Origin of the sequence: Vibrio cionasavignyae (assembly GCF_050337155.1) — a bacterium.
Lineage (GTDB): Bacteria > Pseudomonadota > Gammaproteobacteria > Enterobacterales > Vibrionaceae > Vibrio > Vibrio nomapromontoriensis.
On sequence record NZ_JAKJSR010000019.1, the window covers coordinates 44,379 to 66,086 of the forward strand.

17 protein-coding genes are annotated in these 21,708 nt (G+C 43.7%); 10 read left to right on the top strand and 7 right to left on the bottom strand.

Features of this window, described 5'->3' with window-relative positions; genetic code table 11:
* Positions 1-54: 54 nt before the first annotated feature.
* From L4D74_RS15305 to L4D74_RS15320, 4 genes are all read right to left on the bottom strand, one after another.
* Positions 55-585, bottom strand: a complete 531-nt coding sequence (locus L4D74_RS15305) for a GNAT family N-acetyltransferase (protein WP_428753050.1) — start codon at positions 583-585, stop codon at positions 55-57.
* Between the two features lie 24 nt (positions 586-609).
* Positions 610-1,518, bottom strand: coding sequence for a hypothetical protein (locus L4D74_RS15310; RefSeq protein ID WP_428753052.1), 909 nt, complete (start codon positions 1,516-1,518; stop codon positions 610-612).
* A 207-nt stretch (positions 1,519-1,725) separates the two neighbouring features.
* Positions 1,726-2,814: a linear amide C-N hydrolase gene (locus L4D74_RS15315; protein WP_428753054.1), complete on the bottom strand. Its 1,089-nt coding sequence runs from the start codon at positions 2,812-2,814 to the stop codon at positions 1,726-1,728.
* 199 nt (positions 2,815-3,013) lie between these two features.
* Complete coding sequence (locus L4D74_RS15320; protein ID WP_428753055.1) at positions 3,014-5,143, bottom strand: alkaline phosphatase family protein; 2,130 nt, start codon at positions 5,141-5,143, stop codon at positions 3,014-3,016.
* 348 nt (positions 5,144-5,491) lie between these two features.
* Here L4D74_RS15320 and L4D74_RS15325 point away from each other — a divergent pair, with 348 nt between their 5' ends.
* The 3 genes from L4D74_RS15325 to L4D74_RS15335 all read left to right on the top strand — a co-directional run bounded on the left by L4D74_RS15325 (position 5,492) and on the right by L4D74_RS15335 (position 10,503).
* On the top strand, positions 5,492-6,892 hold the full coding sequence (locus L4D74_RS15325) for an FAD-dependent oxidoreductase (protein WP_428753056.1): 1,401 nt from the start codon (positions 5,492-5,494) through the stop codon (positions 6,890-6,892).
* A gap of 133 nt (positions 6,893-7,025) precedes the next feature.
* Complete coding sequence (locus tag L4D74_RS15330) at positions 7,026-7,982, top strand: LysR substrate-binding domain-containing protein (RefSeq protein ID WP_428753058.1); 957 nt, start codon at positions 7,026-7,028, stop codon at positions 7,980-7,982.
* A 160-nt stretch (positions 7,983-8,142) separates the two neighbouring features.
* Positions 8,143-10,503, top strand: a complete 2,361-nt coding sequence (locus tag L4D74_RS15335) for a Lon protease family protein (RefSeq protein ID WP_428753059.1) — start codon at positions 8,143-8,145, stop codon at positions 10,501-10,503.
* A gap of 79 nt (positions 10,504-10,582) precedes the next feature.
* Here L4D74_RS15335 and L4D74_RS15340 read toward each other — a convergent pair whose 3' ends face one another.
* Entirely contained in the window at positions 10,583-11,275 is a 693-nt protein-coding gene (locus L4D74_RS15340) for a PilZ domain-containing protein (RefSeq protein ID WP_428753222.1), read from the bottom strand.
* A gap of 465 nt (positions 11,276-11,740) precedes the next feature.
* Here L4D74_RS15340 and L4D74_RS15345 point away from each other — a divergent pair, with 465 nt between their 5' ends.
* Complete coding sequence (locus L4D74_RS15345; protein WP_428753060.1) at positions 11,741-12,388, top strand: hypothetical protein; 648 nt, start codon at positions 11,741-11,743, stop codon at positions 12,386-12,388.
* Between the two features lie 209 nt (positions 12,389-12,597).
* On the opposite strand, the gene L4D74_RS15350 is transcribed toward L4D74_RS15345, so the two are convergent.
* Complete coding sequence (locus tag L4D74_RS15350; protein WP_428753062.1) at positions 12,598-14,241, bottom strand: diaminopimelate decarboxylase family protein; 1,644 nt, start codon at positions 14,239-14,241, stop codon at positions 12,598-12,600.
* Positions 14,242-14,761: 520 nt separating this feature from the next.
* Here L4D74_RS15350 and L4D74_RS15355 point away from each other — a divergent pair.
* Entirely contained in the window at positions 14,762-16,138 is a 1,377-nt protein-coding gene (locus L4D74_RS15355; RefSeq protein ID WP_428753063.1) for an aldehyde dehydrogenase, read from the top strand.
* A gap of 92 nt (positions 16,139-16,230) precedes the next feature.
* Here the strand turns inward: L4D74_RS15355 and ggt are convergent, their stop codons facing one another.
* Positions 16,231-17,970, bottom strand: a complete 1,740-nt coding sequence (ggt, locus tag L4D74_RS15360; RefSeq protein ID WP_428753065.1) for a gamma-glutamyltransferase — start codon at positions 17,968-17,970, stop codon at positions 16,231-16,233.
* 504 nt (positions 17,971-18,474) lie between these two features.
* On the opposite strand from ggt, the gene L4D74_RS15365 reads away from it, so the two are divergent.
* The 5 genes from L4D74_RS15365 (at position 18,475) to L4D74_RS15385 (ending at position 21,678) form a co-directional block, all read left to right on the top strand.
* The gene (locus L4D74_RS15365) at positions 18,475-18,801 is read left to right on the top strand and encodes a hypothetical protein (protein ID WP_428753067.1); all 327 of its coding nucleotides are present in this window, start codon (positions 18,475-18,477) and stop codon (positions 18,799-18,801) included.
* 174 nt (positions 18,802-18,975) lie between these two features.
* Positions 18,976-19,233, top strand: a complete 258-nt coding sequence (locus L4D74_RS15370; protein WP_428753068.1) for a hypothetical protein — start codon at positions 18,976-18,978, stop codon at positions 19,231-19,233.
* A 155-nt stretch (positions 19,234-19,388) separates the two neighbouring features.
* Positions 19,389-19,682, top strand: a complete 294-nt coding sequence (locus tag L4D74_RS15375) for a hypothetical protein (protein WP_428753069.1) — start codon at positions 19,389-19,391, stop codon at positions 19,680-19,682.
* Positions 19,683-20,269: 587 nt separating this feature from the next.
* Positions 20,270-20,593, top strand: coding sequence for a hypothetical protein (locus L4D74_RS15380; protein ID WP_428753070.1), 324 nt, complete (start codon positions 20,270-20,272; stop codon positions 20,591-20,593).
* A gap of 149 nt (positions 20,594-20,742) precedes the next feature.
* On the top strand, positions 20,743-21,678 hold the full coding sequence (locus L4D74_RS15385; protein WP_428753071.1) for a DUF1989 domain-containing protein: 936 nt from the start codon (positions 20,743-20,745) through the stop codon (positions 21,676-21,678).
* Positions 21,679-21,708 lie beyond the last annotated feature (30 nt).

Consider the following 21,708-nt stretch of genomic DNA (forward strand, 5'->3'; position numbering starts at 1 on the left):
CTGGTAAATACAACCGTGCCCTGCCAACGAGCAGGGCACGGTTGTATTTACCGGTCAGAATGTCAATCCTCTAAGTTCTACTCGGCTGGTTGGCCATGCGCTACCTTGTAGCGGAATGGGGCGTACCATTGCTGATATGTTGGTACCGGGCATTAACATCGACTTATCCATTAGGAAAAAATTGGTGACCCGTTTGTAGCCGCTGGATGAATAGACTTCATCACGACCAAATAGAATCGAATACTGCATTCCCAGTTGCGCCATCTTTATATGCGCGTGCTCAAGTAGTTGTTTCACATAACCTTGCCCCCTGTGCTCGGGATGAACACAAACCTCCGCAATGCCGCCAATGACAATCGGTTTGGCATTGTGATAAACATGTTTCTCGTGCACAGCAAGGTGAGCAACCAACAGGTTGGATGTAGAGTCTTTTATATACCAGCGATGAGCGGGCATCTCATTGTAATAGCGTTGTGTTTTAAATCGCTCGTCACTGGGTTTTGTGAAACAAGCGCTCAGCAAGGTAATTAATTGCTGATTTAATGTTTCCTCAACAGCGCTATCTTTGATGTACTCTATGGTCATTTCTTACCTCAGGTTGTGAACGTATTAGTCTTCAACACACTTGTCTGTAATGACGTTATGTGTGCCTTTATCTGGGCCTCTCGCAATGTTAAGGCGGCTTAAAATGCTGTAACAGATTGCGTCACCCTCATTGCTCACCGACTGGATGATGACTTCACCACTATTGCCTGAACGAGAATTAGACCAACGTGTAGAGTGGCCTTTTTTGGGTGTTTTCATCAATTTTGTTAGTGCGGCTTTGTGTTTATCTCTATCTCCGTCGGTATAGCTCTTATCTTGCTTTAACCCAAAGGTATCTGAAGACACGTCGGTAATTTTGTCGACTAATTGAAAAGGAGAGTTGAGAATGCCGCCAATGACACCAGAAACAGCACCCTTGCTTGCTTCTCGACCCGCTTGCTCAGCTTGAGCGACCAACCCTTCTGCTTGAACAATGATTTCAGGTACCTCTTTTCGAAGTGCTGCGCTTTCTGCCAAAACATCAGGTATTTGCTTGTTCACTTTGTTAATTTGTTGATTCGTTTGACGAACCGTTTGATTGGTATAGTCGACTTGTTTTAGGACGCTGGGTAATGAACTATGCCACGCCTCACTCTGGGCGAGAATAGGTGGGATCGCATCACGTACTCGTGCAACTTCGCCGACAACAATTGGCAGTTGTTGGTTAATGTCGTCAATACGTTGTAGTACTTCGGGCACTAATCTTTGGTACTCTGCGCTTTGCGCCAAAATGGACGGCACAATGGATTGCAGGTTATTGATTTCTTCTATGACAGGGGTGATACGTTGTGCTGTCGTATCTACTTGCGCCAACAGTGCAGGTAGCTCGGTGCGCAATTGTCTTGCTTCTTGAGTAAAGGAATAGATTGATGCTGCAAGTGCGATTAAGGCAAGCGCAAATAACAAGCGAGATAGCGCGATGAGTTTATCCATGTGTGAGTTTGTCCATAAAGCATCCATAGAGGTTACAACATAACGAATGTTGAGCAGAGAGTAAAAGACAACCGTATACCTTGTGAGTATGCTCGACAACTTAGTAGCAAAACTCGGCAATTTTTTGGGGGGAGGAATTGATTATATATCGGCGCACTAGCGTGAATCTAGAGCGCCGAAAGATCGGATGTTGAGTTTGGCGTTAGGCTAGAGTTTGATAGCTTTAACGTTAAATTGCCCATTGTCTAGTGGGTAGGCTTTTTCATTTTCGGTATTAAAGTCGATGCTGTTAACGTCCACTTTTTTGATTTGGCTATCATACATGGTTTTGTAATAGAGAAAGCCATTGCTTTGGTCAATCGCCGATGTCCACTGTGTCGCACTAGGTAAGTCAGGGATGTGCGCACGATGTTCATTGTTAAATTCACTCCCAATGGGAATATCAAAGTTATTTAGAATATGGAACGCTTGTGAGATTGCTTGGTCTGCTGTTTTAGAAGCTGGCGCTGTGCTGACATAGAATGCTGCACGTACAAAGCGAGAAGGCGGGGTGATGTCGCCTGGCAACCCTAAAAATCCCGTGCCAATACCAAAGGAAGTGGCTTTAGCATCACCAAATTGACGAGGCGCACTGCTGCCTGGCTGCAAATTAACGTAGTTATTTAAATTGGTGACGTGCCAAGGGAAGGTGGGTGAGTTGGTCAGAACGCCAACGTTGTTATCGTAGATGTTAATTTCACCTTGGTTCATGATCTCAATGACAATGCTTTTACCACTCTTATCTGTTACGCGCCAGTGAGCAGTCGGCGATGGTTGGCCATCTTTATCAAGATACACCGTGACAATATTAATGGTATTTAGCGCCGCTTTGACTTCTTCAACTGTCTTGAAATTAGAAAGCATCCAACGGACAAAGTCCATGTCGGTGATATTATTTTTCACGTGGTTAGGGTCAAAAGGTGTGAGTGAACCGTAGCCTTTAAAATAAAACAATCCAGCATTTAGACCCGCTTCATTCACACCTTCGCCGATAAAACGATCATCGCTAACCGAGATACCAACAAACCCATACCGGCTGCGCCATGTTAACCCCGGTTGTTGGTCGGGCATGGTTGAGGTAAAGGCATAATCCCGAGGAGAAACAATCAGCCGACTATTGAGGTTACTTTCCCCCCACTCGATGGTTCTGGCCTGAATGTGGCTGTTATCAAGAGCGGAGAGTGAAATCCCAGTACACGCCTGCGCAGGTATTAGAGCGTTGGAGGAGAGCAGTAAAGCAAACAGTATTTTCTTCATGATAGTTAGTAAACAATAAGGAATCCTCCTCTGATGTTAGACCTAATTTCGCCGTATGCAATACCAATTGTCGCCAATAACCTTAGTATTGATGAAATATAAAATTGAACGAATAACGTAATGGTTCGACGAAAAGAACCCTATGAAGTGAGGGGTTCAAAAAGGGTTCTTAATGAAGTCGATATTTATCATTTAAGGGTTAAGGCGTGAGTTCGGCTCGTAGTTCCTCCATTTGTCGGCGACGTTGCCAAAACGCTTCGGATTTTTTCTCACTCTCAGTGAGGTTTGGGCTCTCGCCAATATAGTCAATACTGTTCAATGATGCAGAGTACGTTATGGCTTGTTTATTAACTATTTTACTCGTCACTGAGTGTTCAGAGGTGCCTAGTGCAACGGCTTCACCCGGTGACAGCATTGTGTCGCTCCAAATAATCACTTCGTCAAGCAGCGCGGCGTGACCAGTATTATGAGCTTGCGCATGGTCATTATTGAACAGCCATGGTAGTTCTGTATGGATGGTATTATTTCGGTCACCTGTTAAATTGACGCTACCATATTGCAACTTATTATCTGCGTCATAAACGCCGAATGTCATGACGCCATGACCTTCTCCGTTATCCCAAGGTTGAGTTTTATCTACCCCAATGACCAGTAGATTCCATTGCAAGTTATTTGTGTTAGTTGTTGGCGTATAAGGAAGTTGTACGAAGCAGCAGCTGCCTTCACCATCCATTCCGACCTGAAGCTTTAAACTGTCGTTGAGTTGAGCGAGTACGATACCATTGGCGCTGGAGGCCCAGCGTTTATTGGTAAGCACAGCCGGGTCGTAGGAAGATCCGTCACCGGCAAACCATAGTGAGATGGAAAACTTGTCAGTGTTGGTGATGGTGTCTTCTAAAAGTAAATCGTTATTAAATGAGCGAATATGGTACAGCGCACTATTATATTTACCTGACACTGAAGAAATCGTTGGTTCACCCGTTTTGACTAATGCGTTGCCGCCAGAAATACTGTTACTCGTGAGGTCATCATCAAAACTATATAGTGACGTAATGGACGTAAAAGGTAAGTCGTCAAAGTCCACGTGATCTACAACGGTAATATTCGTTGTGATGGATTTAGGAATAGTATTGTTGATTAAGGTGTAAGTGATTTGGTGGCTACCCGGTTCTAAATCTTCGGCGATATAGTCAAAGGTATAGACTTCACCGGTCACCGTATCGGTTATTTGCGCCATTTCTTTTCCGTTGGCGAGCAGTTGAACTGGCAGGTTGTTGGAGGCGGTAAAAGCGATGCTGACACGGTTGGTTTCTTGCTCACTTGAAACAAACAATCCGCGAACGCCAACGTCGCCAATGAGAGGGGTTCCTTCAATCACCCACTCAGGTTCAAGAGAGAGTTGGTGCCAAGTAAGGATAGTGGGCGTGACATCGGTTTGAGCCACATAGCGATAGAGGCCATCTTTATCTCGGTTACCGATATTGTTTAATGGCTGTTTAAACTGTTGATTAAGTAGTGGTTGTTGGTTTGATGCAACCCAGATTTTTTTTGCGTCGATGTCTTGCGAACCATGAGCGCAGTCAACAGAACCATTGTCTTTTTGACGGTTAAAACCATGGTCAGGGGCAACTATCACAAGCCAGTCTTCGTTGTGTTGTGCTTCTCTTGCCTTTACTGCATCTAACATGTAGCCAAATACTTGGTCCGCTTCTTCTATCGTCGCGACATAATCGTCAGACCAAGCCCCGCCGCTGTTGCCGTAATTACAATGCCCAGAATAGTCAACCATATCAATCGTCGTAAATAGAGCGTCGTAGTTACCTGACAAAATTTTATCGGCGATGATTTGTGCATTGTCATGTTCGGCTTCGCGACTTGTCCCCGTACGAAAGGCTTCCTTATGCTGGATATCACTTAGGTCAAAATTAACGTAGTCGAAAATGGGCCAGTTAGGGTATAGCCCAATCGACATATTGGGCTTGTCTTCTTTCAGGTGCTGCCAGATCGTTTTGAAACCGTTTTCGCCTGATTTTTGAATGGTGTGCCAGCTTCCCGTCCACAGTGTTGATTCGCCTTCCACCGTACTTGTTCCAGATTGTGATAGCGTGTTGGATATACCTCCGGTATAGGCTTGTGAAATGGCAAGCTGGTCTAAGTTAGGGGTAGAGGCGTTGAGGATGGCTTCGTAGCGCGCACCATCAATCATCACTAATAGTGATTTTCTTGTCTTGTCGACGGATTCTGACTCACTTTCATTTGAGGAGGTGTTACATCCTGCCAGTAGCAATAAAGTACAGGCAATGCCAGTTGACCTTAGGGTCGTATTCATTTGTATTACTCCAATTTGTATTAATGTGGTTTATGTTTTTTATTTTGATGTTCTTGTGGTCAATGTTTTCGCGGTCAATGTTATGGCGGGGAGGTGGCAGAACTATTTCAAAATCACAGCGCGTTTCTTTACGGGTTTCACATAAAAACTAACTTGTTTAAAAATGAAAGTTGAATTAAACGCGCGCTAGGCCACAGGAGCTAAAGGAGGAAGCTTAGTGTTGAAGAATGTGTGAAAAGAAGGGTGAAAGATTCTATCTATCGCGTTTAGATTTTCTAACTGAGTAGAAAGATGGAATGCGATTACCCTAGCGCTACACAATGAAACTTGAATAAGCAGAACAACACTATGTCAAAGAAATACAGTTATTGGCTTAATAATGCATTGGCTTCTGAGCCTGGAACCGTTGAAGTCCTTTCCAACGACATCACCGTCGATGTTGCTATTGTAGGGGGAGGCTTTACAGGGCTTTGGAGTGCCATTCTTCTTAAACAAAAGCAGCCTGAATTGTCTATTGCTGTATTAGAACAATCAATCTGTGGCTCGGGAGCATCCGGTTATAATGGCGGCTGTTTACTGACTTGGGCGACGAAATATCCAACATTGAAAAAGCTATTCGGAGCAGAAGAAGCGCGCTGGTTAGTCGAAGAGTCAGAGGCGGTGATTGCAGAAATTGATGAATTTTGCCAAGCATTTGATATTGATGCTGAGCTGTATACGAAGGGGACGTATTATACCGCAACAAATCACGCTCAAATGGGGACCATGGCACCAGTTGTGGGCGCACTCAAAACGGAAAAAATAAACAGCTGGTCTAACGTCGATATTAATAGTCTTTCGTCTAAAACAGGATCGAAGGTTCACAAAGAAGCGCACTACTCACAAGCCGCAGGCAGCGTACAGCCAGCTAAATTAGCGCGTGGGCTCATGCGAGTCGCCAAGCAACTTGGTGTGCAGGTTTATGAGCAAACCGCAATGGAAACCTTACAAGAAACGCAGCCAGCGGTGATAGGTACCAATCAAGGTTCGGTAACGGCGGGTAAGGTGATCTTTGCAACGAACGCATGGCTCATTGAACAATTTCCCGAATTTAAACGCTCTATCGTCGTGGTGTCATCCGATATGGTATTAACAAAGCCTGTGGCAGATACGCTTGCCACTCATGGCCCGGAAAAGGGAGTGACTGTGGTTGACTCTCGTATTTTTGTACACTATTACCGGGATACGAAAGATGGGCGATTAATGTTAGGGAAGGGCGGAAATCGCTTTTCATTCGGTAATAAGATCGACGGTATGTTTGATTCTAAAACTCGTTATCTATCGCAGTTAGAAAGCAGCTTTTCTTGGTTATTTCCTTATTTAACTAAAAACGATATAGAGCATAGCTGGACGGGAGGCTCTGATCGTTCGGTGACCGGCTTACCCTTTTTTGATCGCTTACGTGGGCATCCGCATATATTTTATGGGTTAGGTTATTCAGGAAATGGTGTGGCGCAAACCCGTATCGGAGCAAAGATATTATCGAGCATGGTATTAGGTGACGACAATCGTTATACCCAATGTGGTTTGGCTAAAGGGCCAAGAGGACAGTTTCCGCCAGAGCCGTTTAGATGGTGTGGAGCGATGGTCGTGCGAGATGCAGTAAGAAGAAAAGAAGTAGCGGACCAAGAGGGAGTGAAGCCATTTATTGTCGACCGTTGGTTATCTAAGTTGGCAGGGCCGGCAGGGAAAGCTGACAAAGTGTCGTAACGTCAATAGATCTAAAAATGGGGGGACTGAGTCTCACCACCACAAAAGTGAAAATTAGGGCCCTCATTCATTGCTGCTTAACAAAGTACTGTTATGGTTACTGCTACTCTTCTTAGTGGCCATAAATAGTTAAATGCAAATAAATCGATCGGCACCGCCGACTAACTTGACGCCCAAGTTAATCAATCATCAGCGACGAATCCCTCCTTTTAAAGCACTGCGTGCGTTTGAATCGGCAGCGAGACATAGCAGTTTTTCGCAAGCGGCGAGTGAACTCAATGTCACTCGCGCTGCAATTAGCCAGCAAATTCGCGTATTGGAAGAGTATCTGGATGCTCGCTTATTTGAGCGAAACGGAGCGCAACTTGTTCTCACTGAGCAAGCGTTGCACTATTTACCGTTACTCACCGATACGTTGAATAAGCTATGTTTAGGCACGGATCATTTGTTTGGAAAGAAAGCTCGTCAAACATTGTCAATTCGTGTTGCTCAAAGCTTCTGCCATACGTGGCTTTTGCCACGTCTTGCTGATTTTCACCGTAGGTATCCTGATATTTCGCTGCAGTTTTACTCTACAACAAACCTATATCCAAGTAATAATAACGCCGTTGACCTTGAAATTATCAATGGCTATGGTCATTGGGATGATGTGATGTATGAACCCCTGACGTCTAATGAAGAGTGGCTGGTGGTCGCGAGCCCTTCGTTTACCAAGCGGTTTGATTTCTCTCGCTCAATTGAAGATATTGCTTCATTTCCAAAATTGGCGACTCTGGGTTATAGCGAAGGTTGGAAAGAATGGTTTGCTTTGCATGACGAGACATTACCTTTTAGTGAACCTGTGATGTCATTTGATAGCACCCAGTTATCGACGGAAGCCGCGATACAAGGGCTAGGCATGCTACTCGCTAAATCGGTACTTGTTGAGGATGCAATTAAACAAAATGACTTAGTCATCGTCCAGGCAATGTCTATGGTGAGTAATAGCCAACATTATCTAGTCCAAAATAACACCGCTTCAAATGAAGCTAAAATAGCCAGTTTTTGCCACTGGTTGAAACAGTGTGGTTTACTAAGATCATCAGGCTAATTGTACGTGAGTAGGACGATATCGTAACAAATAGCGTTGTCTGGAAAGTTAGTGATTGTGTAAAAAATAACCACTTGAATGGGTTTTAAGAGTAAGTCACTAAATTTTAAAAGTAATTCAGCTAAACTGAGATTATTAGAACAATAATCAGGAGCGAGTTATGGCTATTCAGAGGTTAGAATCTACATCGCTATACTATCCAGCAGAGCTGGAAAAATTGCCTTGCAAGTCAACGAAAGAACTCTCTCCCATTGATGAGATCGTTGGGCAGGAGCGCGCTCAAAAAGCCGTTGAGTTCGCGATGTCAATCAAAGAGAAGGGCTACAACATCTATGCCATTGGACAAAATGGTTTAGGTAAAAGAACCATGATATTGCGCTATCTTAGCCGCCATCAGCATGATAGTGAGGCGCTATTTGATTGGTGCTACGTTGCCAATTTTGCGGATACTCGAATTCCTCAAGTTTTGAAACTCCCTAGTGGTACGGGAACACGTCTAAAACAAGATGTAGAAAAACTCATTGCTAAGCTGATGAAAGCGATCCCAATGGCGTTTGATAATGAGCTCTACTATGGGCGCGCTGATAAATTAAAGAATGATTTAGCTAGCGTCCAGCAAGCCGAGTTAGCGAAATTAAGTGAAGAAGCGAAAGATAAAGGGATTAGCTTAACCATCACTCCGCAAGGCGATTATCAGTTTGTGGCACTGAATGGTGAGGAGTTGCACACTGAGGAATCATTCGATGAGTTGCCTGAAGAGGAGCAGACTCGTTTTGGCGCTAATATCGACGAATTAGAAATTAGCTTACGTGGTATGGCGCGTGAGCTAACTGCGCTTGAAGAGACGTACACCGATAACATTCAGAAGCTGAATGATGAGGTGACGCTAGGCGTGATTGCTCATCTCATTAAGAAGTTGAAAAAAGGCTACAATGGTTACACTGAAATCAAGCAGTACCTGACAGAGCTTCAAAAGGATATTTGTGAAAACGTCGATATCTTTCTTGAGGAAGGCAATGAGCAGGGTGAAATTGCTACTGCGTCACTGGATAAAAACTTCCCTCGTCGCTATAAAGTGAATGTGTTAGTGAAGCAGACTAGCGAAGAACTGCCCATCATCGTTGAAGAAAATCCTAACTACCATTCACTGTTTGGGTATATTGAAACCGCAACGTACAAAGGGACGGTATTCACCGATTTCTCGCTAATTCGCGCAGGTAGCCTACATAAAGCGAATGGCGGTGTATTGTTGATGGACGCAGTAAAAGTGTTAGAACAGCCCTATGTTTGGGATGGTTTGAAGCGAGCATTGCGCTCAAGGCAACTGAGCTTTACTTCATTAGAAAAAGAGGTCACGTTGACGGGCGCGGTGTCATTAGATCCTCAGCCTATTCCTCTTGATGTAAAGATCATTTTATTTGGTGATTACCGAACTTACCAACTACTGCAACACTATGATCCGGAGTTTAGTGAGCTATTTAAAGTCACCGCGGATTTTGAAGATGAGATGAAGCGAACCGCTGATTCTGAATTGCATTATGCGCGTTTTATTTCCAGTATTATCCACGACAACAATATGCTGCATTGTGATCGAAAAGCGATTGCGCGAATTATTGAGCACAGCTCTCGTTTATCTGGCGACCAAAAGAAACTGTCGTTGCATTCAGCTCACATCGCCAATCTGTTGCGAGAATCTAATTACGTGGCTCGAAATGCCAAATCGAACTTGATTCGCGTAGGGCATGTCGAGCAAGCATTGAGTTATCAACAAATGCGGGTCAATCGCCTACAAGATAGCGTTATGGAAGGGTTTACTAACGGTACAACGTTGATTCATACCCATGGAGAAGCCGTAGGGCAAGTGAATGCTTTATCGGTATTGAGCACCAGTGACCATATGTTTGGTGCGCCTAATCGAATTACAGCAACGACATCTTATGGTGAAGGTGATGTGATCGATATAGAACGTAGCGTTGATCTTGGCGGCAGTATTCACTCTAAAGGGGTGATGATCCTTACCGCGTATTTGTCTTCCGTATTCGGCAAAACAGCGAAAGTACCGCTGACCACAACGATTACGTTTGAACAATCTTACGGCGGTGTAGATGGGGATAGTGCCAGCATGGCAGAGTTTTGTGCCGTGGTGTCGGCGTTTTCCGGCCAAGCTAACCGACAAGACATTGCCATTACTGGCTCTATGAATCAGTTTGGCGAGTCTCAGCCCATAGGTGGAGTAAACGAGAAAATCGAGGGCTTCTTTGATGTTTGTGAGATTAAGGGGCGACACTCGGAGCAAGGTGTCATCATTCCGCGCTCTAATGTTCATAATCTCATGTTACGTGCTGATATAGTTAAAGCTGTGGAAAAAGGCGAGTTCCATATTTGGGCTATTGACCATGTGACAGAAGCTGTTGAGTTATTTACAGGCAAACAGGCTGGCACGCCATCACTGGAAGGAAGCTACCCTATTGATACGGTTTTTGGAATTGCGCAAGCACGGCTTAATGCCTTAAGAAAGTAACCGTATAACCTTAATAAAAAATGCCACGTTTACAACGTGGCATTTTTAGTTCTGCTACTGGCTTTCGGCTTTTTTAAAACTATGCGCGTAGTTTAAACTTGGTGCCGTCGAATTTTAGCAAGGACAGCAGTTCTTTGGCGTTGTTGGTGCCAAGCTCATCAAATTTAATGCCATAGCCATTGTAGTGGTTGGATTTTTGGACATTACAAATAGGCCCTGATAATGCAGGGAATGAGCGGCTTTTACCTGTTTCCGATTGGACGACAAGCGTAACGGGCTCTCCAATAGTCAGGTGTTTGCTTAGCGCTGGGAGGATAAATCGACACCCGCTTTTTGACATATCACGGACCTCACAGCGAACACGTCGGTCACCAATTTCCAACATAGCTCCCAAATTGACTTCATAACGCGCTTCTTTGCGTAAGTTTGTGATGGTCATTGACTGAGGGATACTAAGTACCAATAACGGAACTGGCTCCTCAATAATATTAAGAAGTTGAGAACGAAATTGTACAACTCCCCCTTCCCCACGCTGTGAGATTGCACGAATTATTAACCAGAACCCTTCTTGATAAAAGTCTTTAAGATCCGACTCTGAAATACGTGGCATTTCCAACAATATTCGATGACTAGAATGTGCACCAATGAATTTAGAAGGGCAGCGGAATGAAGTTCCAACAGGGGTCGTTACCGTTAATGTCACGTCGCTACCATGTTCAATCATAGCTAAAGCATCGGTACTGTTTAAGGTTTGTGTGCTACGTGAGGGCATAGTTGAAATTGGCTTTTTATTATTTGTTTGCGTCACTGCTTGATAATTCCTGACGTTTTAGTACTTGAGCACCCATTGTATTTTTAGCGGTGCTGGCAAAATACTAGGGTCTCCTCTCTTGAGATGCAACGAAAAACCTCAGGAATAGTCAAAATATTGACTTAGTTGTCAGTTTTGAATATCAATTTGCCTATACTTATCTGTTGTTATTGTAATCATTACCAATTTTGTCGAATACAATAAGGAGACGTGGGTGAATAGAGCGGGATTGAGCTGAGTATTTCACGTTACTAAAGAGTCGACGTAGTCATCAATATGAATATCAGCACACAGTGATAGCAGAAAGCTTCAGGCGCGATCATGCTTTTCTATTGTTTTTGTGAGTTATAGAAATTGACTGAAAAGAGATTGAAAAGCTATTCTTGCGACCAATTTATAAATAGCGAGTCATAAGTAAGGTAAATTATGAACGAAAGTGCCAAAAATGAGTTCGGACGATTACTTGTCAATCAAGATGCTTTGTTAGAAGTACTGTCTAAGAATCACACATCACTAACGGATTACCCAGAATTGCAGGAGTACTTAGCGCGTAAAAACCCTAACGTTGCTTTGTATTCTAAAGCTGTTAGAGAAGGGCAGTTTACGAGACAAGAATATTTAGATGAAATTGGAGAACGACTCAACTGGATCGCTTATGAGTTACAACCGCATATTGATATGGAGTTTCTGGTGAACCGTGTTGCATCCATTGTTGGTGATGATCTTGAGAAGATAAAAATATTAACCATTGAAGACATTGGCGCAGACACTTTATCTAAGCTATTGAATCTTATTGGTCATGCGCTTTACTCTACACAGCAAACGAAGCCAAGTTATCCGTTTTTAGCGACAAAAGGGCAGGTCGATCACGTATTTTGGAAGCAGTCGCATATTGCTTATGATGCTTGGGTTGATGGTTATCAAAGTCACTATAAATTGACGAATTATTGTCAGGATCAGCTTGATTGCAAAGCGCCACAGAGTTCAGTTCGCTTCTTCCGTCAATTTGGTGACCCTCGTGATATCCCTGAGTGGCGTGAATATGCTGGATTTATACTCGAAGAGAATATGTAAACGAATGAGTTATAAGGTTAAGGTACAAAGGATATGTACCATGACTGCTTGTATATGATGACTTGCTAGCTAACGGTTAGTGTTACCGTGTCGCTGATTTCATGTATTTTTAAAACAGCGCATCCCCATGTAAACCAGTTATTTCTAAGTCGATTATAAATTAAAACTCCTGCGTTCAGACAGGAGCTTTAGTAATGGTTTTATGACGACTATATTTTATCAGAGCTGCGACGTGATACACGGCGAGCCGCTGGCTTTTTCGCGGCAGGTTTTTTAGCCGCAGGCTTTTTAGTTGTCGGTTTCTTGGTCGCCGTTTTGCGAGCTGGCTTTTTAGCTGGAGCGTTTTTCTTATCTAGCTTTGCTTTCGCTTTTACAAAACGCTCTGGAAGGATTTGCGTGGCAAATACGTCTTCTACTGTTTCAGCACGTTTGATTAGCTCAGCTTCGCCGTCTTTAACCAATACCGTTGCAGGGCGTGGCAGTGAGTTGAACTGGCTTGCTTGAGACTCTGCGTAGTGACCCACATCCATGATAGCCAGTACGTCGTTTGGTACTAGAGCTGGCATCGTTGCGCCGCTTTCCCAGATAGATGGGATGCAGATAGGGCCCGCGATTTCAGTGGTTTTAGCAACAAGAGGTTGAGTCATCTTGTTAGCWGGAAGTACWGGGTTYTTAGACTCTTGAGACTCAACTAGCGTTGCTAGGTAAGTAGACGCGTCCACCATGGTGTAGGTGTAGTCCATCTCTTGGTCATCTTTYACTACGTAAACAGAAGTCARTAGCGTACCGATGTTACCWGCGATGTAACGGCCWGGTTCTAGCCACAGTTGTGGGATCTCGAAACCTTCTTTGTTGAACTCTTCAAGCATACCAGTACATACGATTTTCGCGTAGTCTTCGATGGTGTTTGAGTTCATCATGTGCTCTTTGCTACGACACTCTGGYTCACGCTCACGTGGCCAACCGCCGCCTAGATCAACTTGGAAAGGTTGCACGCCACACTCGCGAGAGATTTCGATAACGTTGCGTGCGTATTCGCGGTAAAGCGCATCCCAACCTTCAGGTTGCTTAGAGAAACGACCTAGGTGAGTGTGGAAACCGTAGAATTCGAATACGTCGATTTCTTTAACGCGGTTAACAATTTTCTTTGCTTCTTCTTTAAGAAGRCCGAATTTGATCCACTTCATCGCGCCGATGAAGTTAGGGAACGGGTAWGCATCTGGTTCGAAGTCGTTGAAGAAATCGTCAGGGATAACTTTTAGGCGAACCGCGATGCGAACTTTTTCAGCTGGCTTCACTTCGCGAGCAATRCGCTCAACRATTTCAATCTCTTCATAAGAATCTAGGTGAACCGCGTAGCCGTATTCAATYGCTTTACGGATAGCAAGCTCAGGCTTAACCGTACCGTTAAGTGCAATCGTTTTTGGATCGGCGCCAGCGTAGTGAGTTGCCTCAACTTCACCCGGACCGAAACAGTCACCACCCACGCCTTCTTCGTTACAAATGGCACGAACTGCGAAGTTAGTGTTTGATTTGATAGCAAACATAACGTTTACCGGTTTAGGCCAGTTGTTACCGAATGCATTTTTAACGCGACGTAGGTTGTTACGTAGCGTGTCTTCGCTTAGTACGAAAAGCGGGCTACCGTATTGCTCGATAAGATCAGTTGCTTTACAACCGCCGATGTATAGGTCGTCGCCTTGAGTCGTGAGTTCGTCAGTAGGAGTGAGAATATTATCAAGACGCTCAGCGTAATTCATAGTTGCTTTGTGTTCTTTTAGAAGTTGACGTTGCTCTTCTAGGACAATGCTTAAGTGTTTTACCGATTCTGCTAAACGATCTTGATGCTTCATATGTTGCCTCTGTCGAATTGGAAATCAAATTTCTAGTTAGTCTAATTGACGATAATGGTATCGATTGTTTGTAAAGCCATCACGTCACCCACCGTCAATAAATTTTACGCATAAGGTTTTTTTGTTGCATTTAAGTTATTTTACCCATTAATTAAATTTATGGGTTGCAATATCGAACGATTACTCTAAAGTACGGAACACGAATTATTGTTAGGTTTAGATACGAATAACCTTTGCAACTTAATGATTTAATAAGTATTATCTATACCTCACCTCTTGCATTTTCCCTTATTATGCTTGTCAAGTTTTCAAGAAGACCTAGATCACAAAACGATAACAATCCATTCAATATTATTGACACTGAGTGACATTACCCACGTTGTTTATTCGATTAAATTGCAATCACTTCCTCGGCATGCTCAACACATTAATTACTGTCGAGAAAGCGCTAAAGCTAAATTATTGGCTAAACAATTCTAACTACAGTGCCTAGCCACTGAATCTTTATGAGGTAATGACTATGTCTTTTGATTTGAATAACGCCCAAGGTGTATTCGCGACAGTGGACGCTGCGATTGAAGCAACACACAAAGCTCAAGTAGAATTTTATGCAACATCTACAAAAGAAAGTCGTGAAGTTATCCTGACTGCTATTCGTGGGGCAGTACTGGCGCGTGCAGAAGACTTTGCAAAAATGGTTCGTGAAGAAACAAAGCTAGGCCGTGTGGAAGAGAAAGTGGCTAAACATCAATTGGCTGCAGTAAAAACGCCAGGTACTGAAGTTTTAGAAACGAAAGTGTGGTCTGGGGACAACGGTATTTCTTTAGAAGAGCGTGCACCATACGGTGTTATCGGCGCAGTGACTCCTGTTACTAACCCAACGGAAACTATCGTTAACAACGCTATTTCTATGCTAGCGTCTGGTAACGCAGTAACGTTTAACGTTCACCCATCATCAAAAGTTGTATCAGCTGTGATGGTAGACATGCTAAACAAAGCAATTATTGAAGCCGGCGGTCCAGCTAACCTAATTACTATGGTTAAAGAACCAACGTTAGAAACCCTCAACGAAATCGCTAAATCGCCACTCATCAACATGCTTGTTGGTACTGGTGGCCCTGGTCTAGTGAAAGCTATCCTACAATCAGGTAAGAAAGGTATTGGCGCTGGCGCGGGTAACCCACCAGTCATCGTCGATGCTTCTGCTAACTTAGATCTAGCGGCGGCTGGCGTATACGGCGGCGCTTCATTTGACAACAACCTACTATGTATTGGTGAGAAAGAAGTTTTCGTTGAAGATTCAGTGGCTGATGAGTTCCTAGCTAAACTAGAAGCAACAGGCGCTTATGTACTTTCTGCAGAAGAAGCCGAGAAGTTAACTTCAGAAATTCTAACGATGGACGAAATCGATGGCGCTAAGCCTTGTACTGCTCAAGAAATTGCACGCGTATGGCACCCAGTTAAAGAGCACGTTGGCCAAGATGCTAGTGATATCTTGAAATCTATCGGTATAGAGTCTGAAACTCGCCTTGCGGTTATGGTAGTAGAGAACGATCACCCACTCGTGCACGTTGAGCAAATGATGCCAGTACTTCCAGTGGTTCGTTGTGCCAACATCGACGAAGCTATCGAGCGCGCAGTAGCGGCAGAGCGTGGCAACAAGCACTCTTCTTGCATCTACTCTGGTAACATTGAGAACGTGACTAAATTTGGCCGCGCAATCAACACGACTATCTTCGCTCACAACGGCCCAACATTATCTGGTGTTGGTTACAATGCGGAAGGTACGTCAACGTTCACGATTGCTGGTCCAACTGGCGAAGGCATCACCAACGCGATGTCTTACACACGTGCCCGTCGTTTTGCTATCGCTCAAGGCGGTCTACGTATCGTTTAATTGATTCACCACGATTGATTTAGACGAAAAAGCCGAAGCATTTTGTTTCGGCTTTTATCGTTTAAGAGCGTGGAAAGAGCGGTTTCCAGTACCTACTCACCCATTGAAGTGGAAGCTCGGCGTCTATCGGTTGCACCATAGATTTTCTTATCTTTTATTTCTATGGCATTGAGACCACTAATCACAGGAATAACATGCACTTTATAGCCCATATCGTTAAATTCGGGCACGAGCGATTCCGCAAACGTCCTTTTTTCGACCAAAAGCCCCGTTGGGTTGTATGGTTTGGTTCTATCAATTTTAGTCCCATATTGGATATTGGGCAGATCGATAGCGGCCTGAGCGGAAAGACCCCAATCAACAACGCCGACAATCGTCTTAAGCACATAACCTGGAATTTGCGAACTACCAGGGCTTCCTACGACGAGTCTTAGCTGACCTTCTGGGTCCATCACCATGAGTGGCGTGATGGCAGAACGAGGTCGTTTTCCTGCCTCGATTGCATTCTGAACAGGTTTGCCATTGAGCGTTGGGATTGATGAAAAGTTGGCCATTTGTGCATTAAGTAATACGCCATCGACCATGACACCAGAGCCCATCCCTGTCCCTACAGTGCTGGTCATTGCAATTGCATTTCCTTCGTTATCGACAATGGAAATATGCCCCGTATCTTGGCTTTCAAATCCTTCATGACTAGCGGGGGTTGTTGCTTCATCTAACCCCGGCTTTATAGATTTAGCGTTACCTGCATTACCTTGTTCTGGAATAAGCTCGTAGCGATCGTCAATATAGTCCTCTGCTAAGAGTTCTTTCACTGGTGTATCGACGTAGCTTGGATCACCAGCGTAAGCAATGCGATCTTCTTTTGCTAGTCTCATTGCCTCGACCATTAGGCGCCAAGGTTCCGCATCCGTATAAGCCATATTGGCGATATCTGATTTTTCTAGCATTTCTAGAGATTGTGACACTAATACCCCCCCAGAAGCCGGGTAACCGAATGATATGATGTCGTGCCCTCGGTATTGCGACTTAACAATATCTCGCTGTTTGACTTTGTAGTTGGTGAAATCTTCTAGTGTTAGCTTGGCCTCATGGTCGTCAAGGCGAGCATTGACGGTCTCAACAATATGGCGACCTAGGGGACCGCCGTACATGTATTGGTCTCCTTGTTGAGCTATCTCTTTTAAGACCACTGCCATTTTCGGGTTGGTCATGTTTGTTCCGGTTGGCCGAATCTCTTTTACGTTCCAATATAACGATCTGATCTCAGGGTCGTGAATGAGGCGTGTTTGCTCTCGCACTACAATATCGTATGTGTAGCTGTTCATCGCATAACCATTTTCGGCATAGTGGATAGCAGGTTGAACCAATTGTTTCCATTCCAACTTACCGTGTTGCTGGTGTGTGGTGTATAAGAGTTTTAAGGTGCCGGGTATCGCAACTGAGCGAGGCCCAAGAATGTCATTTCGGCTAATAGCTTTGCCATTACTATCTAGGAACATATCCGCTGTAGCGCTTGCTGGTGCAGCGTCACGACCATCGTATGCGGTGAAACTCTTGCTCTTATTGTCGTAATAGAGTGCAAACGTACCGCCACCAATTCCTGTCATATCCGGTTCTACAACCCCCATGACGAGCTGCATGGCAACCATAGCATCAATCGCATTGCCCCCTTGTTTTAAAATAGAGTAGCCCGTACTGGTGACATAAGGGTTGGTGGCACTGACCATGAACCTCTCACCCTGTGCATTGGGTAGGGTGGGAAAGGGATCGGGTTTAGCGATAGCGGCACTTGATACGATGGTTACAAGCAGGAGACTTCGGACAGACATGCAGACCTCAATGAATTGGCGGTTGATAGTTAGTAGGTTAGGGGATAGGAGTAACATATCCAGTCAAGGTGATGTTACGCCAGTGTCAGAGAGTGTGCTGAGAAATGTAATAAAGAGGTGAAATATCTTGATAGATAGTAGCTGCTTATGTTTAGGGGTTTTAAAGAGCCTGAGTGTTATAGGAGTTAAATGAAATGCAACAAAGCGTCAGGTATTCGACGGTGAAGAATAACGGGGGGCACTTTTACTTTGCTGAGTACGAATTTCTAGTCACCTATTGAAAATACCGATACGGATCTAATTAGTTCCTTGGATGCTATGCATGCATAATCAGCCAAAGTTGAAGTACGTATCATTACCAGATAGAAGCACTTAAACACCATTGAAGTCGCGATAAACCTCAGTTTAATTAAGCCGAACGTTGAACAAAGCAGTACAGTTCTTCTATTGAGGGAGACCGATAAAAGACATCGTCTTTAAACATCTACAATACAGGTAATTATCATGAAAAAGTTATTCTTGTCCGCCCTAGCCGCTTTGGTTCTAGTGGGATGCGCTGGCGCGCCTAAGTATGGGCAAAATATTATGGTCGTTGAGCACAACGCAACGATGCTGGCCAATTGTAAAGTGCTAGGTCACGTATCAGTTGATGCACGGTCATCTTGGCAAGATTCTGATGGGGAACTACGTGATAAAGCTAGGTTTGCGATACGCGATGCAGTGGCTTTGGAGTTCCCGTCGGCCAATGTAACCGCTATTAATGACCGTACAGAAAATCGTTTTTTTTCCGGTCGATTTGAGGTGATGGCAATCGCATATCAGTGTTATTAGTTGGGGGTTAATGCATCTCTGAGTTCTCGTCTAGCTAATGGAAATCCAGCATCATAATTCAGCAACGGCTCTGGTTTCGAGTTGTATCATTCGCTAATTCAATAGTAGCTAATTATTCCCTAGATCCAGACCCTACGATAATAAAGTAAACCAATATCATCAGAGGCTAATAATATGTCTGTTCAAAATGATTACCCGAAATTAAAAGAACTTTGCAGCTTGCTTGACAAGGTGAATGAAACCGCCGACTTGGCGTACATGGAGTTAATGAGTGACCAGCACCTTATCGCCCGCACAATAGCGGTGCTACAGCATGTCACTAGCGAGCAGGAAAATGTAGAACAGGCTCGAAAAACATTACTTGCCGCTCTAGAGTTGCGCTTGAAAGTGGGGGATATTTTGGGTGATTATGAATTACCACCCGCGCACTAAAAAATTTAGCTATGGAAGCTATTGAGTACCTTACTTAATTAAGTGAGGCCGAATCGATGCTTTCATGGCTAATATCGCCATAGTGATTGGGGTAGCGCGAGCTACATCTACTCTCCTTCTGTATATCTTTTCTGCCTCTATAGATTGAGGTCATCGTGAAAATTAGACTATTTAGTATCGTGGTAGTACTTCTGACGGGGTGTGCTATCCACAATCCCGCCAGCAAAATAAACAGCTATCAATTATGTGTCGCTCTTAGCCAGCATGAGGTGATTCGAAATGCCAACTCTCCGCTGCAATTCAACATGTCTGATCGTCAAATTAAACAAGAGTTAGAGCGCCGATTGATCGATCCGATGGGGATTCAATGTGTTGCAGTAGGAGAAAATCATAAGCATATGAAAATAATGAAGGAATTGAGATTAGCAAAGGAATATACATATAAATGATGGGACTGGCTGTAATGAATTTGATGGATCTAGGGTAACAAGCGGTAGATAGCAATCCCATCTATCCGCTCTCTCGTGACAAACCTATTTTGTGAAAACTTTGCCAGAAAGATATATTAGTCCTGCATTAACGGCACCATGATTCTACCAGAAGAAAAGCTCAGCTAGTGAGACGGTATTATAAAGTTGGCTATGGTTATTAAAGTGAAACAATTAATTATATTTTTAACTTTAAATTTAAGCGACCAAAACATACTCGGGTCCGCGACAAATGGGGTCGAAAAGTACCAAGCTAATATGAAAAGAGCCGACTTTGAGTTTTAAGGAGGTTATGCAACACCTGCTTTCAAATTCGATATTAAACCGTATTTAGGGATAGGGATTACTGATATTAAGGGGAAGGTCACTCTTAATAATAAACTAATGAACGGTAGGGATAACAGCGTGACTACTTTTGTAGGCGTACGCGTTAACACTCCATACGGAGTATATATAGACGGGCGCTACGGGAATGGACGAGTTGTTCACGCTATGAACAGCGAACACTACACGGCCACTATCGGCTTTAAATTTTGAGGTAATAAACCATGACTAATACAATAGGAATGTCGGCTATCGAAAAGCCAGAACCAACAATTAAAGACTTAGTAAATACACCAGTTAAAAAGGCAGCGCTAATATTATTTGTGCTATCAAATATCACAATGGTTGGCTCACCTGCTATCGGGGGGACTATTGGTAGCATGTTAGATATGACTGCGGGTGAAATAGCGAGTTTAGTTTTTGCGGTATTTGTTGTTAGTGAGGTTTTTATTTGGACTACGATCTTAGTGATGGGCAAAGCTGCTGCAGGTCTAGTTAAATCAAAAATAGTTAAAATATTTAAAAAGAAACCAACAGGAAATAACTAAATATTATTTGTTTCAATACTGACATACCAACTGACATACCAACTGACTTTGCCATAAATGGCTAAGAACCAAACGAAATTAATGGTGGGTTGGATACCACTAAATAAACTCGGTAATAGGATGACCACAAACCTAAAAAGGTAATTAATATGTGCGACTTACATTCAAAGCAAGATCAAATTAACACAGAATACAACACGGATATCGATCCTGTGAAAACCTATGAAGCTAAAGCGGCTCCTGATATGGAATTTTACGCAAAGGTTAGGGCGGCAAAGTCGGAAGGTACTCGTACTCATGTGTATGATGATCTTCTTGATGCGCACACTGGCAACGCGTTCTTTGTGAAAGCTGGTCAAGTCATCCGCTTTGAGCAGCGTCCTAGTTTACACAACGGCCGTACTCAAATTATTGATGTGCAAATGGTGACTCCTGATCTATCTATGTGGGCTGACCATTTAAATACATCGGCATTCGAAGGCCTAAATCAACGTCAGTTTTCTGGAGTATGGACGCAATCTGGAAACTGTTCAAAAATGGCGACGCTAGTAGAAGATGAATTCCCGTATGAAACATTAGACGAAGGATTTAATCACATTTTCTTCGCTGCACACTGCAATGCTGACTGGTTAACGATGCTCTATGGGGATAGCGGCAATGTCAATTCTTGTCATGAAAACTTTATGCACGGCTTCCTGCGTGTTCCCGCTATTGCGGCAATTGAAAATGAAGAAGAGAAATGCCGTGTGGTGCAATTTCATTCAGACCGCAATGACATCAATATGTTTCAGCCAAATAAATTTGAACTCCAAGATGGCAATATTGCCCGCTGTGTGCTGGCCCCAGCCCCTGCTGTTGAAGATGGTGTAGGTTGTGAGTATTACGCTGAAATGGACATGTATGTCGTGGTTTCAAACTGTCCCTACGCGGATCAAGCAACCGCATTCCCTGAGTGTGAACCAAATCCTGTCTATGTATCGGTCTATGACACTGGTGTTGCTCCACAGCACGAAGGTATTGGTAATACAGAGTGGAAAGGCTACGTTTGGGATCGTATCCACACCAAAGAAGTCACAGCGAAGTAGTCGGGAAAGATAGCTTATAAATAAAACTCT